Origin of the sequence: Meinhardsimonia xiamenensis (genome assembly GCF_900102905.1) — a bacterium.
Lineage (GTDB): Bacteria > Pseudomonadota > Alphaproteobacteria > Rhodobacterales > Rhodobacteraceae > Meinhardsimonia > Meinhardsimonia xiamenensis.
The window spans coordinates 530260-546631 of record NZ_FNFV01000002.1; the positions used below are offsets into that span (position 1 = coordinate 530260).

The window sequence follows — 16372 nt, forward strand, 5'->3', positions numbered from 1 at the left end:
GTTCAGCCGAGCAGTATTCCCAGCACGACAAGCATCAGGCCGACGGCCGAGAGCAGCAGCGCCCCGAGATTGAGGGGGATGATGCGCTGGAGCGCCGCCTTCAGTGCGGCGTCGTCCAGTCTGCGGGCCTTCGCGCGCGCCACCGTGACGACACAGGCGATCAGCGCCACCACCCCTGCCAGCGTGACCGCGGTGCCGATCCAGATGAGACTCTCCATGAGCGCGCCCTCCCTTGCGGTGGCCGGTGGCAGTGCTGACCGGAGGCGGATCCCGGCAGCGCCTCTCCGCCCCTAGCGCGGATGGCGCCCCGCCGCAACCGGGCCGGCCGCCACCGCCTGCGGGCGCGTGTGTGCTTGCCGGCGGCCGGTCACTCGGCTAGCTACGCGGGGTGGTACGAAGCATCCATCGAGCAGGCCAGACATGACCGACACTCCAAGGGACGATACCCCTGACACCCCGTCGAGCTATCGCGTCGCCGCGGACGAGCTGCGCGCCTTCATCGAACGCTACGAGCGTCTCGAGGCGGAGAAGAAGGACATCGCCGACGCGCAGAAGGAAGTGATGGCCGAGGCCAAGGCGCGCGGGTATGACACCAAGATCATGCGCAAGGTCATCGCGCTCAGAAAGCGCGACCGCGACGAGATCGCCGAAGAGGAGGCGGTGCTCGAGATGTACAAGCAGGCGCTGGGCATGTGACCGGCTACGCGCGATGCGCACCTGCGCGTGCGACGCCGACGCGCGGCCTGCCACGGCTCTGCCCCCCTGCCCCCCTTGCGCGCCGGCTGTGTCCGCCAGCACTGGACAGCCGGCGCTCAAGGCGATAGCGCTGAGCCATGGCCGAGAATTTCGCTCAGGATAGCGGCGCCCCGCGCCCCGCGCGCGCTGGCAGGTTTCGGGTCGATCCCTGGTCGCTCGGGGCGCTGCTGATTGCGGCGGTGGTGCTGATGCCCATCGTCTCGGTGGTCTGGCTGGCGTTCAACCCGACCGAGAACATCTGGCCGCATCTCGTTTCCACCACGCTGCCGCGGTATTTTTCGAACACGGTCATCCTCGCGGGTGCGGTGGGGGCAATCACCGCGGCGGTGGGTACCGGCACGGCGTGGCTCGTGACCATGTACGATTTCCCGTGCCGCGGATTCCTTGCCCGTGCGCTGCTCTTCCCGCTGGCAATTCCGGCCTATGTCGGCGCCTATGCGCTCGTCGACTTCCTCGAGTATGCCGGGCCCGTCCAGACGGGGATGCGCGCGCTCTTCGGCTGGCAGAGCGCGCGCGAGTACTGGTTTCCGGAAATCCGCTCGCGGCTGGGCGCGATCGTGGTGCTCTCCGCGGCGCTGTTCCCTTACGTCTTCCTTCTCGCCCGGGCCGCCTTTCAGGAGCAGTCGGGCGGGGCGCATGAGGTGGCGCGCGCCCTTGGCGCCGGACCGTGGCGCCGGTTTCTGCGCGTGGGGTTGCCGCTCGCGCGGCCGGCGGTCGCGGCGGGGGTGGCGATCGTGATGATGGAGACGGTCGCCGACTTCGGCACTGTCGACTATTTCGCCGTCCAGACGCTGACCACGGGCATCTTCTCCGTCTGGCTGCAGTCGGGGAATGCGGGCGGGGCGGCCCAGATTGCCTCGGTGATGCTCGGGATCATCCTCGTTCTGATGGCGCTCGAGAAGTTCAGCCGCCGCCGCAGCCGCTTTCACGAGATATCGCGCAACGCCCGGCCCATTTCGCCGATACCGCTCGCGGGAGGGGCGGCATGGCTGGCGACGGCGGCCTGCGCCTTTCCTTTCCTGCTCGGCTTCGTGCTGCCGGGTGGCGTCATCCTTTGGCATGCCCTCAACAATCCCGGCTACTGGGTGGATCCCGGGCTTGCGCGGGCGTTCGCCCATACCCTGATCACGGGGGGCGCGGCGGCGGTGATCTGCGTTCTGGCGGCGCTGTTCATGGTCTATGGCGTGCGCCAGTCCGGCCGCCGCCTGCCAAGGCTCCTTCTGCCGCTCACCACGCTCGGCTATGCGGCTCCGGGCGCGGTGCTCGGGGTGGGCATCCTCATTCCCCTCGCGCGGTTCGACAACTGGCTCGCGGACGTGATCCTCTCCGTCACCGGGCACGACGTCGGCCTGATTCTGACCGGCTCGGCCTTCGCGATCGTGCTCGCCTATGTCGTGCGCTTCTTCGCCATCGCCGAGGGCGCGACCGATGCGGCGCTGGAACGTGTCGCGCCGAACCTGCCACTGGCGGCGCGCTCGCTCGGGCGCACGGCCGGAGGGGCGCTTCGGGAGATCCATGTGCCGCTCATCCGCGGTTCGGTGGCAACGGCGCTGCTTCTGGTCTTCGTGGACTGCGTCAAGGAGCTGCCCGCCACGCTGCTCTTGCGGCCCTTCAACTACAACACCCTTGCCACCCGTGTGCATGAGAAGGCATCGCTCGAGCAGATCGGTCAGGCGGCCCCGGCGGCGCTGCTCGTCATTGCCGTGGGTCTTCTCGCGGTGATGCTCATGGCGCGGGGGCGGTAGGGCCGACAACGACGGGACAGGAGCGCTGCCTTTCCTGCGAACGCTCCGCGCTCTAGATTGGGCGGCATGAGACACATGGTGATCACCGCGGTGCTCGCCGCGGGGCTTGCGGCTTCTCCTGCACGGGCGGGCGAGGGCGCGGAGGAACTGGAGGAAGGCTTCAGCCTTCTGCGAGAGGCGACGCGGCTCATCCTGCGCGGGCTGATGGAGGAAATGGAGCCCAAGCTCAGGGAGCTCGAGCAGATCCTTCAGAATCTCGATGCATATGAGGCGCCCGAGATCCTGCCGAACGGCGACATCATCATTCGCCGCAAGCGCCCGCCCGAGCCGCCAGCGGAGGTCGCGCCGGACGGCGAGGAAATCGAGCTCTGAGTGCCGGGGCCTGAAGTCGGGCGAGAGGCCGGGCGAGGCCCGGCGGGCGCGCGTGTCAGGCGGACTTGCCGGCCTGCACCCTGACCTCGGTGCGGGCCTTCAGCGATGCTGCGAGCGAGGCGAAGCGCGCCTGGGCCACCTCGCCGAACAGGTCGGTGGCATGGGGCGTGAGGCGCAACTCCAGCAGCCTCTTCTTCGGATACCAGGCAAGGCTGCCCATCTTGTCGGGGTTGTCGACCGCCAGCATGGCGCCGAAGCGCATGGCCTTGCCCAGCACCTCGGCCTCGCGAATCTCGTCCTCGTCGAGAAGCTTCAGAAGCGGCGTCAGCCGCGACTCGGCGCGGCTGTTCTTGTAGCGGTGCAGAAGCGCCAGTCCCAGAAACACCCGCTCGCGATGGTCGAGCGCGGCGAGATTGGCGCGGGTGACATAGTCGAAGCAGGCTTCGTGGCGGTAGTCTGGGTGCGCCCGCCACGTAACGTCATGGAGGTGACAGGCGGCGCGGATGAGCCGGGCGCGCTCGGGCCGGGCGGCGCGGAAGATGGGCAGGATGAAGCGGTGCAGGGCACGGCCGAAGCCGGGTTGGCGCGCGTCCTTGTATTCGGCGAAACGCGCGGCCTCGATCAGCGGGTCGCGCCGGCGGATGCGCTCGGGCATCTGCTCATAGAGAAGCCCCTCGCGGATGCCGTAGCTCGAGATGGCGATGTCCTTCGGACCCAGCACCTCCACGATGCCCGAGAGCACCTCGGCCGCGATCGGCACCAGCGACATGCGCGCCTCGCCGATGCCGGTCATGGCTCTGAGCTCGTCGACGCTGTGATCGGCGATGAAGTGGATGGTGGCGCGCGCCGACTTGCGCTTCATCCGGTATTCGTGGAGCACCTTGAGCGGATAGCCGCGACGCTCCATGTCGATGCGGGCGATCGCCCGCCATGAACCGCCGACAAGGAAAATGCGCTTGTGCCCGGTGCCGAACGCCGCGGCAAGTTCCTTCAGCGTGCCCCTGATCATCTGCCGCCGCGCCTTGCGCCCGCCCTTGAGCCCCTTGAGCGTGAGCGGTCCGAGGTCGGTGGAGACACGCCGGCCCACCCGGCCGGCGCCGACTTCGGCCAGTTCCATCGATGAGCCCCCGAGATCGCACACCAGCCCTTCGGCGTCGGGCCAGCCCAGCAGCACGCCCTGGGCGGAGAAGCGCGCCTCTTCCTGCCCGTCGATGACATGCACCTCCATGCCCGTTCTGGCCCTGACCTCCTCCACGAACTCGGGCCCGTCGGCCGCCTCGCGCACCGCCGCCGTGGCCACGGCGGTGAGCGGCGTGATCCCGAGGCCTTCGCCGATGCGCTGGAAGCGCAGGAGCGCGGAGAGAGCGCGGCGGCGGCCATCGGGGTTGAGCCGGCCGGTCTCCTTCAGCCCCGCGCCAAGCCCGGCCATGACCTTTTCGTTGAAGAAATAGGCCGGCGAGCGCGCGGCACCGTCAAAGACGACGAGCCGCACCGAGTTCGAGCCGACATCGACCACGCCCACCCGGCGCAGCTTGCGCGCCTCGGGATCGGCGAAGATCGGCCGCTCGAAGAAGCCCTGCGCACTCTGGGCTGCCGAGGGCGAGGAGTCGCTTCCGTCCATGTGCCTGTCCCGTTGGGCGCGGTCGTTCTCAAGCCTTGCCGCAGTGGCGCGCCTGCGTCAATCGCGCGGTATGCCGCGGCGCCGCTGTCACGCCTGTCAGTCGTCCGAATGCGTCAGTTCGGGCACGTCCCCCGCCCCGGCGCTGCCCCGGCCCGAAAGCGAGGGGTTTTCCATGAAGAAGCGGTGGCAGGAGAAGGGGCGCGTGCCCGGCGCCACCTTGGCGCGGTGAAAGCGGCCGTCAGGCGCCATCACCCAGCTTTGCGCCACATCGGCAAGGTTGGCAGCCATGATCTGGCGCATGATCTGCGCCTTCACCGTGTCGTTCGTGCACTCAACCAGCGTCTCCACCCGGCGGTTGAGGTTGCGGTCCATCCAGTCGGCCGAGGAGATGTAGACGCGCGCCTTCTTCGCCGGCAGCCCGTAGCCGTTGCCGAAGCAGACGATGCGCGAGTGCTCGAGGAAGCGGCCGACGATCGATTTCACCCGGATGTTCTCGCTCAGCCCCTTGATGCCGGGCCTCAGCCCGCAGATGCCGCGCACCACGAGGCTGATCTTCACCCCTCTCTGGCTCGCGTCATAGAGCGCGTCGATCACATCGGCCTCGATGAGCGCGTTCATCTTCGCCCAGATGGCCGCCGGGCGGCCGGCCTCGGCGTGCTCGGCCTCCTGACGGATGCGCTCGAGCAGGGTGGATTTGAGGTTGATCGGCGAGATGGCGAGGTTTTCGAGGTACTCGGGCTGGGCGTAGCCGGAGACGTAGTTGAACACCCGCGTGGCATCGCGCCCGAGCGCGGGGTCGCAGGTGAACAGGCTCAGATCGGTGTAGATGCGCGCGGTGATCGGGTGGTAGTTGCCGGTGCCGAAATGGGAGTAGGTGACGAGCCGGTCGCCCTCGCGCCGCACCACCGCGGAGATCTTGGCGTGGGTCTTGTACTGGATGAAGCCGTAGACCACATGCGCGCCCGCGCGTTCGAGCCGGCGTGACTGGCGGATGTTCGCGGCCTCGTCGAAGCGCGCCTTGAGCTCGATTACGGCGGTCACCGACTTGCCTTCCTCGGCCGCATCGCAGAGCGCCTTGACGATCGGGCTGTCCCGGGACGTGCGGTAGAGCGTCTGCTTGATCGCCACCACGTCCGGGTCGCGCGCCGCCTGCTCGAGAAAGCGCACCACCATCTCGAAGCTCTCATAGGGGTGATGCAGCAGCATGTCCTTCTGGCGGATGGCGGCGAACATGTCGCCGTCATGGTCCTGCACGCGCTCGGGGATGCGCGGGGTGAAGGAGGGCCAGAGAAGATCGGGCCGCTCGTCGAGCACCAGCTCCTTGAGATCGGCGATGCCGATCAGCCCGTCGATCTCCACCACCTCCTCCTCGGTGACGTGAAGCTCGCGCATGATGAGCGTCCGCAGCGCCGGCGGCGCGCCCGCCGAGAGCTTCAGGCGGATCACCTCGCCGCGCCGGCGCCGCTTCAGCGCCACCTCGAACTCGCGCACCAGATCCTCGGCCTCCTCCTCGACCTCGAGGTCGGAGTCGCGCAGAACCCGGAACGCGCAATGACCGATCAGGCGGTAGCCCGGAAAGAGGCTCGAGATCTTCAACAGCACCAGCTCCTCGAGCGGCAGAAAGCGCGCCTCGCCAGGCGGGGCCGGCAGACGCACGAAGCGGGCGATCTGCTGGGGGATGGGCAGAAGCGCCTTCAGCTCGCGCCCGCCCGCGCGCCGCTCGAGCTCGAGCGCCAGCGAGAAGCCGCCGTTGGGGATGAAGGGGAAGGGATGGGCGGGATCGATGGCGAGCGGCGAGAGCACCGGAAAGACGTTGTCGAGAAAATAGCTGTCGAGCCGAGCGCGGTCCTCGTCGGTCAAGCCCTCGCGGGTGAGGATGTGGATTCCTTTCGTCTCCATCTCCGCCTTGAGCGCGCGCAGTGTGTCCTGCTGGGCGTTCATCAGTCGCCGCGCCTCGGCGCCGACAAGGCGCAGCTGCTCGGCAGGCGTCAGACCGTCGATCGAGGGGGTGGTGTTGCCCGAATGGGCAAGCTCGCGCAGGCCGGCCACGCGCACGGTGTAGAACTCATCGAGGTTGGAGGCGGAGATGGAGAGAAACCGCACCCGCTCGAGAAGCGGCACGCGCGGGTTTTCGGCCTCCTCCAGCACCCGCCAGTTGAAGCCGAGCCAGCTGAGCTCGCGGTTGAAGAAGCGCTTGGGCCCGGCGATCTCCTCGGGGGGCAGTTCCACCGGCTCGGGGAACGGGCAACGCAGGAAATCGGCGAGCCATGTGCCGTCGGTCGTCGGCGCGGGCTGCGGGCAGCCGGCTTCGGCGGATGCGGTGATGCTCATGCGCTCTCCTGTCCGTTTGTCTGCAGAACCCGCGCGGCAAGCGCCCGCGTCACCGGCCGCTTTTCGGCCAGCGCGACGGCATCAAGCGCGGCAACCGCCGCCTGGGCGGCGGCGAAGGAGCGGTCGATGCGCCGGGCGAGCCAGGTGACAAGCTCGGGGCCGACCCTGATCTGGCGATCGGCGAAGAGCTTGACAAGTACGGCGGCGAGAAGCGCGTCATCGGGCGGGGCCAGGCGGGCAACACTCATCGCCTGCAGGCGGCTGGCCAGATCGGGCAGGGTGGCGGGCCAGTGTGCCGGCGCGCGCCGGGCGGTGAGAAGAAGCGGCCGGCGCGCCTCGCGGCAGAGGTTGAGCAGGTGAAAAAGGGCCCTCTCGCCTTCGGCGTCACCGGCGAGGCGGTCGGCATCCTCGAGCGCGATCGGCCGGCTTTCGCCGATCTCGCCGGCGATGGCGGCCGTGTCGAGCGCCTCCCATGCGAGCACCCGCGCGCCCGTCTCCTGCGCCCAGACCGCCACGAGGTGCGACTTGCCCGCGCCCTCGGGGCCGACAAGCGCGAGACGCGCATCGGGCCAGTCGCGCCAGCCGTCCAGCGCTGCGAGCGCCTCGGCATTGGCCGCCGAGACGAAGAAGTCGCCGCGGCCGAGCGAGGTCCTGCTTGGAAGCGGAAGGGGCAACTGGCGGGTCATCTTGTCAGCGGTGTCCTCGAGAGATCGAGCGAGGGCGGCGCGGTGAAACGGTGCAGGCATGAAAGCGGGTCACGGTCATTTCTTTTCGGCCGCGCCGGAGCTGCGATAGAGCGGTCCTTCCTTGTATTTCTCCACTGCAAATCGCGCGAGCACGCCGAGCGCGGCCGAGACGGGCACCGCCACCAGCATGCCGACAAAGCCGAAGAGCGAGCCGAAGACCGACAGAGCCAGCAAGAGCCACACCGGGTGCAGCCCCACGCTGCCGCCGACGAGCTTGGGGGTGAGAACATTGCCCTCGAGCATCTGGCCGGCGAAAAAGATACCGGCGACCACCGCGATCATCATCCAGTCACCCCAGAACTGGTAGAGGGCGAGCCCGATGGCAAGCCCGCCGCCGACGATCGCACCGACATAGGGGATGAAGGACAACAGCCCCGCCGTCACCCCGATCACCAGACCGAAGCGCAGCCCGGCGATCATCAGCGCCGTGGCATAGAAGGCCCCGAGGACGAGCATCACGGTGCCCTGGCCGCGGATGAAGGAGGCGAGCGTGGCATCGATCTCGCGCGCGAGGCGCCGGATCACCGGGGCATGGTCGCGCGGCAACAGCTCGTCGATCTCGGCGACCATCCTGTCCCAGTCGAGGAGCAGGTAGAAGGCCACGACCGGCACGATGAAGATCAGCAGGATCACGTTGATGACGCTGAGCGCCGAGCTCAGCACCGTATTCAGGAGATCGCCCCCCTTGGCCTTGACCGTGTCGCCCACGGCGATGAGCGACTGGCGCACGGTCGAGCTCTCGTCGAAGAGCTGCGGAAAACGGTCGCTCAGGAAGGCCTGAAGATTTCGAAAGAGATCCGGTGCCGACTGGGCAAGTGCGGTGGCCTGGTTGATGAGGGTGGGGATGACCAGAAGCGCGAGCAGCACGAAGATCAGCACCGCAAAGAGCGTGATCGTCGCGGTGGCGAGCGCGCGAGAGAAGCCCAGCCGCTCGAGCGCGTCGGCGATCGGATCGAGGCAGTAGGCGATGGCGCCGCCCAGCACGAAAGGCAGGATCACGTCGCCGAGGTACCACAGAAGAAAGCCGGCCACCGCCGCTGCGATACCCCAGTACTTCAGCTGCTTTTCCACCGGCATTGCCATGTCCGTTCCTCGCTGCTCGCGCGCTTCAGGTGTCGCCCAGCCGCCCGCCCGTTGCAAGGGCGCGCGCGTGCGCCGGCACCTTGCGAAGGCGGGGGCGGACGGGGTAGAGGGGCAGCCGACCCGCTGACACGTCAATCCCATTCGCCGGAGAGCCTGCAATGCGCCTGTCCCGCTACTTCCTGCCGGTGCTGAAGGAAACCCCTGCCGATGCGCAGATTGCCAGCCACCGGCTGATGCTGCGCGCGGGCATGATCCGCCAGGCCTCGGCGGGCATCTATTCCTGGCTGCCGCTGGGCTTCAGGGTGCTCAAGAAGATCGAGCGCATCGTGCACGAGGAGCAGATCCGCGCCGGTCACATCCCGATGCTGATGCCGACGCTGCAATCGGCCGATCTGTGGCGCGAGTCGGGCCGCTACGACGACTACGGCGAGGAAATGCTGCGCATCAAGGACCGCCACGGGCGCGAGATGCTCTATGGCCCCACCAACGAGGAGCTCATCACCGACATCGTGCGCGCCCATGTGACGAGCTACCGCGATCTGCCGCTGACGCTCTACCACATCCAGTGGAAGTTCCGCGACGAGATCCGGCCGCGCTTCGGGGTGATGCGGGGCCGCGAGTTCTACATGAAGGACGGCTACAACTTCGACCTCACCCGCGAGGACGCGCTGCACGCCTACAACCGCCACATGGTCAGCTACATCCGCACCTATGAGCGGATGGGGCTGCAGGCGATCCCGATGCGCGCGGCCTCCGGCCCCATCGGCGGCGACAACACGCACGAGTTCCTGGTGCTGGCCGACACGGGCGAGTCGGAGGTGTTCTACGACGCGGCCATCACCGACCTGCGCCTTGGCAACCGCGAGGTGGACTACAACGACCGCGAGCAGGTGGCGGCGATCTGCGCCGAGTTCACCACCCCCTACGCCCGCACCGACGAGACGCACGACCCGGCCGTCTTCGAGGCCGAGGTGCCGCCCGAGCGCCGCCGGCAGTCGCGCGGCATCGAGGTGGGGCAGATCTTCTATTTCGGCACCAAGTATTCCGAGCCGATGGGGGCGACGGTCGTCAACGAGAAGGGCGAGCGCGTCCATCTGCACATGGGCTCGCATGGCATCGGCGTCTCGCGGCTGGCGGGAGCGATCATCGAAGCCTTCCATGACGAGCGCGGCATCCTCTGGCCCGAGGAGGTGGCGCCGTTCCAGGTCGGGCTGGTCAACCTGCGCCAGGGGGATGCGGGCACCGACGCGGCCTGCGAGCAGCTTTACGCCCAGTTGCAGGCCGCCGGGGTCGAGGTGCTCTATGACGACACCGACGAGCGCGCCGGCGCCAAGTTCGCCACGATGGATCTGATCGGTCTGCCCTGGCGGCTGACGGTCGGCCCGCGCGGGCTCAAGGCCGGGGTGGTGGAGCTGACCGAGCGGCGCACGGGCGCGAGCGAGGAGCTGAAACCGCAAGAGGCGGTCGCCCGCCTCACCGCGCGCTTCGGCCCGCGCCGCGCCGAGCCCGACGCGGCCTGGCTCTGAGCTCAGCCGAGCCCCAGCCGCCAGAGCACCACCACCCAGGCAACCCCCGCGGCGAGCGCGGCCACCGCGACGCCGGCGGAGCCTGCATCCTTGGCGCGGCGGGCGAGGTCGTGCTCCTCTGTCGAGATGCGGTCCACCGCGCGCTCGATGGCGGTGTTGATGAGTTCCACCGCAAGCACCACGACGCCGAGGGAGAGGATGAGCGCGCGCTCGCCCATCGTCAGCGGCAGGATGAAGGCCGCGAGCGCCGAGACGCCATTGGCCCAGACCCAGCTGCGGAAGGAGTGCTCATTGGCCCAGGCATCGCGCCAGCCCGCGAGGCTCCAGAGCACGCGCCATTTCAGGCGCCTGAAGAACCCGTTGATCATCCTTCCCTCTCCCGCCGCCCGGCTCCGTGGCCAAGCCTGCCGCGGTGCCACTCTCGGCGCAAGACGGCGCGGCCAGTGCAGTTCGTCAGCCTTTTCGGCAGAGAATGCTTTCTGATGACGGGATTTTGCGTTACGATTGCAAATTGAGCGACCGTGGGCGCCAAGACCCCGGCGACAGAGGCAGAGAACGAGCAGCGCCATGCCCGCTTACAGCTGGGTAGACAATTTCTATGAGATTGATCCGGCCTATCCGCCGGATCCGGGGACGCCGCTTGAGGCAATCGACCTTGTCGCTCGCGACCGCAACGGCGATGGCGAGCTGGATCCCGGCTCGAGAGACACTATCGATGGGGTCCGTTTTTCCCATGCCTGGGTTGGCGACACGGTCACCGTCGAGTACCCCGACGGTACGCAGGACACGATTACCGGCGTCACCTTCTACCTGAATGACGGGCGAAGGCTGTTTTCTCCCACCGACGGCTCCACGCTCAAAGATGCCACCTTCGTCTCCTCGACCTATGTGACGACGAGCCAGCCTGTCCAAAACCAGCAGATGGAGCTCGTCATCTGCTTCACCGCCGGCACGCGCATCGCCGTGCCGGGCGGCGAACGGCCGGTGGAGGAGCTTGAGGTGGGCGACCTGGTGGTCACCCTCGATCACGGGCCGCAGCCGGTTCGCTGGATCGGGCGGCGCAAGGTAGCCGGGCGCGGTGACCTCGCGCCGATCCGTTTTGCCCCCGGTGCCATCGGCAACGCGCGTGAGCTGCGCGTCTCGCCCCAGCACCGGATGCTGGTGACGGGCTGGCGGGCGGAGCTCCATTTCGGCGAGGCGGAGGTGCTGGCGCCCGCGCGCGGGCTTGTCGATGGCGACCGCGTCCATGTCGCGCCCTGCGAAGAGGTGGAGTATGTGCATCTTCTCTTCGACCGCCACGAGATCATCTTCGCCGAAGGGGTGCCGAGCGAAAGCTTCTACCCCGGCGAGTTCACGCTGAGCCATGACCGCGCCATCGCCGGCGAGCTGGCGGTGCTCTTTCCCGAGCTGTTCCGGCGCCGCGGCGGCGTTCACGGCGTGTGGATGCCGGCGCGGAGGATCCTGACGGTGCGCGAGGCGGTGGTTCTGGCCGAGGGGGCGGCGCGCGCCGCGGCTTGACCTCGCCCGCCCTTGGCCCCACTTTCCGGCCTGATCCGGAAGGCAGGAAAGCCGTGGCCGAGCAGACCCGCACCACCCCCTTCGCGCCCTATGAGTGGATGATCGCCTGGCGCTACCTGCGCGCGCGGCGCGCCGAAGGGGGCGTCAGCGTGATGACGTGGATCAGCCTCATCGGCATCACGCTCGCGGTGTTTGCGCTGATTGCCACGCTGTCGGTGCGGGCGGGCTTTCGCGCCGAGTTCGTCGACACGATCCTTGGCGCCAACGCCCATGTCACCGTCTACTCCGAACTGAGGGTGGCGGAGGGCGGCCGCACCACCCGAACCATCGAGGAGTATGACGCCCTTGCCGCGCGTCTGGCCGAAGTGGAGGGCGTCACCCGCACCGCGCCGCTCATCCGCGGGCAGGTGATGGCGAACCTGCGCTCGCGCAACGCCGGGGTCGAAGTGTTCGGCATCCGCCTCGATGACCTGCGCGGCATCCCGCGCGTGGCCGGCGCGGAGGCGCAGGCCGAGGGCGATCTCGCCCGCTTCGAGGAGGGCATCGCCATCGGCTCTGGCGTGGCGCGCGAGCTTGGCGCAAGGGTGGGGGACCGCATCCGCCTGATCTCGCCCAACGGCGTGCGCACGCCCCTGGGCACCAGCCCGCGGGTGAAGGCCTATGAGGTGGTCTACATCTTCACCGCCGGGCGCTATGACATCGACCGCACCCGCGTCTACATGCCCTTTGCCGAGGCGCAGAGCTTCTTCAACAAGGAGGGGGCGGCCGACGAGATCGAGGTGATGCTGGCCGAGCCCGAGCGGGTTGACGACTACACCCGCGCGCTCGCCGCCGCCGCCGGTCCCGGCTATCTGATCTGGACATGGCGCGACAGCGCCGGTGCCTTTCTGCGCGCGCTCGATGTGGAGGACAACGTGATGTTCGTCATCATGTCCGTCCTCGTGCTGATCGCGGCGATGAACATCATCTCCGGCCTGATCATGCTGGTGAAGAACAAGGGCCGGGACATCGGCATCCTGCGTACCATCGGGCTCACCGAGGGCTCCGTGCTGCGGGTCTTCTTCCTGTGCGGCGCGCTCGTTGGTGTGGTCGGCACCATTGCGGGCGTGATCCTCGGCTGTCTCTTCGCCATCTACATCGACCCGATCTTCTCGGCGGTGAACTATCTCGCCGGCGGCGGGGTGTGGGATCCGTCCATTCGCGGCATCTACAACCTGCCGGCGAAGCTCCAGCTGGGGGACGTGATCTCGGCGGTGGCACTGTCGCTGGGGCTGAGCTTCATCGTCACCATCTTTCCCGCCCGCCGGGCGGCGCGAATGAACCCTGTCGAGGCGCTGCGCTATGAGTGAGGCGGCGCTGAGGCTCTCGGGCATCGAGAAGGGTTACCTGCGCGGCACGCCGGGCGAGGTGATCGTGCTGCGCGGCGCCGATCTGGAGGTGGCGCCGGGCGAGGCGGTGGCGCTGGTCGCCCCATCGGGGGCGGGCAAGTCCACGCTTCTGCACATCGCCGGGCTTCTCGACACGCCGGATGCGGGCGAGGTGGTGATCGGCGGCGAGGCGATGCAGAGCCGCTCCGACCGCCGGCGCACCATCGCGCGCCGCCGCGAGGTGGGGTTCATATACCAGTTCCACCACCTCCTGCCCGAGTTCACTGCGCTCGAGAACATCGTGCTGCCGCAGCTCGCCAATGGCGTGGCGCCGAAGGCGGCGGGCGAGCGGGCGCGCGCGCTTCTCGCCCGGGTGGGGCTCGCCGCGCGCGCCGATCACCGACCGGCGGCGCTTTCGGGCGGCGAGCAGCAGCGGGTGGCCTTCTGCCGGGCGCTCGCCAACGCGCCGCGGCTGCTTCTCGCCGACGAGCCCACCGGCAACCTCGACCCCGACACCTCCGAGCGGGTCTTTGCCGTGCTGATGGAGCTCGTGCGCGAGACGGGGCTTGCCGCGCTCATCGCCACCCACAACCTTGATCTCGCCGCGCGGATGGACCGCACCGTGCGCCTCGATCACGGCCGGGTGGTGGAGGCGGCTTGATCTCGGTCAACGCGCCCGTCGTTGTGGCGGTAATGATGGAGACAGGCGAGCTGTCAGGAGAAGGCAATGCCCGATCTGGCGAGGATTCTGGCGGCAGGAGCTGCCGCGGCGCTCTGGGTGGCGACGCTGGCGCAGCCGCAGGCCGCGCGCGGCGCGGAGGATGAGGCCGCGCGGCTTGAGCGGGGGCACGCGCTCTTCCTCAACCATTGCGCCGCCTGCCACGGCGAGAGCGCGCGCGGCGACGGCCCGCTTGCGCCGCTTCTCAACGTCCCCGTGGCCGACCTGACGCGCATCGCCGCGCGGCGCGGTGGTGAGTTTCCGCTGGTCGAGGTGGTCCGCATCATCGACGGGCGCGCCGAGCTGCGCGGGCATGGCGGGCCGATGCTCGTCTACGGACAGATCCTGGGCGGGGGGAGCGCGGTTCTCGACACGCCGGAGGACGGCGTTTTGCAGACCCGCGGTGATATCCTTGACATCGCCCTGTGGCTGAAATCGATCCAGGAGCGTGAGTGACGGCCTACCCCGGGGCGCGACGCGGCCGGCGCTGAGGCGGTGTCTGGCGGGCGGGCCGGGCATGGCCGACGGCCTTGCTTGCGCGCGCAGCGCCTGATGTGGTGAAATGCCCCCAAGCAGATGAGGCACCGAGCAGACCATGCCCGCAGACGATCTTCTTTCCTCCAATCCCGGCGCCGACGCCTACGACGCCTCCGCCATCGAGGTGCTCGAGGGGCTTGAGCCTGTGCGCAAGCGCCCGGGCATGTATATCGGCGGCACCGACGAGCGAGCGCTGCACCACCTTGTGGCCGAGGTACTTGACAACGCGATGGACGAGGCGGTGGCCGGCCATGCCAGCCGCATCGAGGTGGAGCTGCACGCCGACGGGTCCGTCACCGTGCGCGACAACGGCCGGGGCATCCCGGTGGACCCGCACCCGAAGTTTCCCGACAAGTCGGCGCTCGAGGTGATCCTGTGCACGCTGCACGCGGGCGGCAAGTTCTCGGGCAAGGCCTATCAGACCTCGGGCGGCCTGCACGGGGTGGGGGTGAGCGTGGTCAACGCGCTCTCCGACCGGCTGCGCGTGGAGGTGGCGCGGGGCCGCGAGCTTTTCGCGCAGGAATTCTCGCGCGGCCTGCCCTTGGGGCCTGTGCAGGCGCTCGGCCCCGTGCCCAACCGACGCGGCACCACCGTTACCTTCCACCCCGATGCGGAGATCTTCGGCCACCACCGGCTGAAGCCCGCGCGGCTCTTCCGCATGGCGCGCTCCAAGGCCTATCTCTTCTCGGGCGTGGAGATTCGCTGGCGCTCGGAGATCGATGACGGCCAGACACCGCTTGAGGCGCGCTTTCACTTCCCCGGCGGGCTTGCCGACTATCTGGCCGAGCAGCTCGACGGCGCCTCCACCTATTCCGAGCGCCCCTTCGCCGGCCGGGTCGATTTCGAGGAGCGTTTCGGCACGCCGGGCCGCGTGGAATGGGCGATCAACTGGACGCCCTCGCGCGATGGCTTCATCCACTCCTACTGCAACACCATTCCCACCCCTGAAGGCGGCACCCATGAGCAGGGCTTCTGGGCGGCGATCCTGAAGGGCATCCGCGCCTACGGCGAGCTTGCCGGCAACCGCAAGGCGGCGCAGATCACCCGCGAAGATCTCGTCTCGGGCGGCTGCGCGCTTGTCTCCTGCTTCATCCGCGAGCCGGAATTCGTGGGCCAGACCAAGGACCGGCTGGCCACGGCCGAGGCGGCGAAGCTCGTGGAAGGCGCGGTGCGCGACCATTTCGACCACTGGCTGACGGCGGACCCGAAATCGGCCGGCGCCATTCTCGACTTTCTGGTGCTGCGCGCCGAGGAGCGGATGCGCCGCCGCGCCGAGAAGGAGACGGCGCGCAAGTCGGCCACGCGCAAGCTGCGCCTGCCGGGCAAGCTGGTGGACTGCACGGCAAACTCGCGCGAGGGCACCGAGATCTTCATCGTCGAGGGCGATTCGGCGGGCGGGTCGGCGAAGATGGCGCGCGACCGGCGCACCCAGGCGCTGTTGCCGCTGAGGGGCAAGATCCTCAACGTTCTCGGCGCGGCTTCCTCGAAGCTTGGCCAGAACCAGGAGATTGCCGATCTTTGCCAGGCGCTTGGCGTGGGCATGGGCACGAAGTTCAACATCGACGATCTGCGCTACGAGAAGGTCATCATCATGACCGACGCCGATGTGGACGGGGCGCACATCGCCTCGCTTCTGATGACCTTCTTCTTCACCCAGATGCGCCCGCTCATCGACCGCGGCCACCTCTACCTCGCCTGCCCGCCGCTCTTCCGGCTCACCCAGGGGGCCAAGCGCGTCTACGCGCTCGACGAGGCCGAGCGCGATGCCTGGCTTGCCAGGGGGCTCGGCGGCAAGGGCAAGATCGAGGTCTCGCGCTTCAAGGGGCTTGGCGAGATGGACGCCAAGGATCTCAAGGAGACGACGATGGACCCGTCCAGCCGCCGGCTGATCCGCGTGACCATCGACGAGGACGCGCCGGGCGAGACGAGCGACCTTGTCGAGCGGCTCATGGGCAAGAAGCCCGAGCTGCGCTTCCAGTACATCCAGGAGAACGCGCGTTTCGTGGAGGAGCTGGACGTCTAGCCCGCACCGCCGACTGCAGGCGAGACGTC

General features: G+C 68.7%; 15 protein-coding genes. 9 read left to right on the forward strand and 6 right to left on the reverse strand.

All coding sequences use genetic code 11. The features are described from left to right. Positions 1 to 2: 2 nt before the first annotated feature. Positions 3 to 218: a hypothetical protein gene (locus tag BLQ14_RS06445; protein WP_092499301.1), complete on the reverse strand. Its 216-nt coding sequence runs from the start codon at positions 216 to 218 to the stop codon at positions 3 to 5. 202 nt (positions 219 to 420) lie between these two features. Here BLQ14_RS06445 and BLQ14_RS06450 point away from each other — a divergent pair, with 202 nt between their 5' ends. From BLQ14_RS06450 to BLQ14_RS06460, 3 genes are all read left to right on the forward strand, one after another. After that, on the forward strand, positions 421 to 696 hold the full coding sequence (locus BLQ14_RS06450; protein ID WP_092499303.1) for a DUF2312 domain-containing protein: 276 nt from the start codon (positions 421 to 423) through the stop codon (positions 694 to 696). 137 nt (positions 697 to 833) lie between these two features. Next, positions 834 to 2501 carry an ABC transporter permease gene (locus BLQ14_RS06455; RefSeq protein WP_092499305.1) on the forward strand — a complete coding sequence of 556 codons (1668 nt, stop codon included), beginning with the start codon at positions 834 to 836 and terminating at the stop codon, positions 2499 to 2501. A 66-nt stretch (positions 2502 to 2567) separates the two neighbouring features. Then, the gene (locus BLQ14_RS06460; protein ID WP_092499307.1) at positions 2568 to 2873 is read left to right on the forward strand and encodes a hypothetical protein; all 306 of its coding nucleotides are present in this window, start codon (positions 2568 to 2570) and stop codon (positions 2871 to 2873) included. Positions 2874 to 2928: 55 nt separating this feature from the next. Here BLQ14_RS06460 and BLQ14_RS06465 read toward each other — a convergent pair whose 3' ends face one another. From BLQ14_RS06465 to BLQ14_RS06480, 4 genes are all read right to left on the reverse strand, one after another. Next, entirely contained in the window at positions 2929 to 4494 is a 1566-nt protein-coding gene (locus tag BLQ14_RS06465; RefSeq protein WP_092499309.1) for a Ppx/GppA family phosphatase, read from the reverse strand. A gap of 96 nt (positions 4495 to 4590) precedes the next feature. Beyond that, positions 4591 to 6825, reverse strand: a complete 2235-nt coding sequence (locus BLQ14_RS06470) for an RNA degradosome polyphosphate kinase (protein ID WP_092499311.1) — start codon at positions 6823 to 6825, stop codon at positions 4591 to 4593. Beyond that, a complete protein-coding gene (locus BLQ14_RS06475) occupies positions 6822 to 7511 on the reverse strand; it encodes a P-loop NTPase family protein (RefSeq protein WP_092499313.1) in 690 nt (229 codons plus the stop codon). The genes BLQ14_RS06470 and BLQ14_RS06475 overlap by 4 nt, the downstream gene beginning before the upstream one ends. A 75-nt stretch (positions 7512 to 7586) precedes the next feature. Continuing rightward, the gene (locus BLQ14_RS06480; RefSeq protein WP_092499315.1) at positions 7587 to 8654 is read right to left on the reverse strand and encodes an AI-2E family transporter; all 1068 of its coding nucleotides are present in this window, start codon (positions 8652 to 8654) and stop codon (positions 7587 to 7589) included. Between the two features lie 158 nt (positions 8655 to 8812). Between BLQ14_RS06480 and proS the strand changes: the two genes are divergently transcribed. Next, complete coding sequence (proS, locus tag BLQ14_RS06485) at positions 8813 to 10180, forward strand: proline--tRNA ligase (RefSeq protein ID WP_092499317.1); 1368 nt, start codon at positions 8813 to 8815, stop codon at positions 10178 to 10180. 2 nt (positions 10181 to 10182) lie between these two features. Here proS and BLQ14_RS06490 read toward each other — a convergent pair whose 3' ends face one another. Then, positions 10183 to 10548, reverse strand: a complete 366-nt coding sequence (locus tag BLQ14_RS06490) for a diacylglycerol kinase (RefSeq protein WP_092499319.1) — start codon at positions 10546 to 10548, stop codon at positions 10183 to 10185. Positions 10549 to 10747: 199 nt separating this feature from the next. Here BLQ14_RS06490 and BLQ14_RS06495 point away from each other — a divergent pair, with 199 nt between their 5' ends. The 5 genes from BLQ14_RS06495 to parE all read left to right on the forward strand — a co-directional run bounded on the left by BLQ14_RS06495 (position 10748) and on the right by parE (position 16343). After that, positions 10748 to 11698: a Hint domain-containing protein gene (locus tag BLQ14_RS06495; protein ID WP_092499321.1), complete on the forward strand. Its 951-nt coding sequence runs from the start codon at positions 10748 to 10750 to the stop codon at positions 11696 to 11698. Positions 11699 to 11796: 98 nt separating this feature from the next. Further along, the gene (locus BLQ14_RS06500) at positions 11797 to 13047 is read left to right on the forward strand and encodes a lipoprotein-releasing ABC transporter permease subunit (protein ID WP_170068419.1); all 1251 of its coding nucleotides are present in this window, start codon (positions 11797 to 11799) and stop codon (positions 13045 to 13047) included. Next, on the forward strand, positions 13040 to 13726 hold the full coding sequence (locus BLQ14_RS06505; protein ID WP_092499325.1) for an ABC transporter ATP-binding protein: 687 nt from the start codon (positions 13040 to 13042) through the stop codon (positions 13724 to 13726). Before BLQ14_RS06500 ends, BLQ14_RS06505 begins: the two co-directional genes overlap by 8 nt. A 66-nt stretch (positions 13727 to 13792) precedes the next feature. Continuing rightward, positions 13793 to 14239 (forward strand): c-type cytochrome, encoded by a 447-nt coding sequence (locus BLQ14_RS06510; protein ID WP_092499327.1) that lies wholly within the window; start codon positions 13793 to 13795, stop codon positions 14237 to 14239. A gap of 139 nt (positions 14240 to 14378) precedes the next feature. Continuing rightward, positions 14379 to 16343, forward strand: coding sequence for a DNA topoisomerase IV subunit B (gene parE / locus BLQ14_RS06515; protein ID WP_092499328.1), 1965 nt, complete (start codon positions 14379 to 14381; stop codon positions 16341 to 16343). The last annotated feature ends 29 nt before the right edge of the window (positions 16344 to 16372 follow it).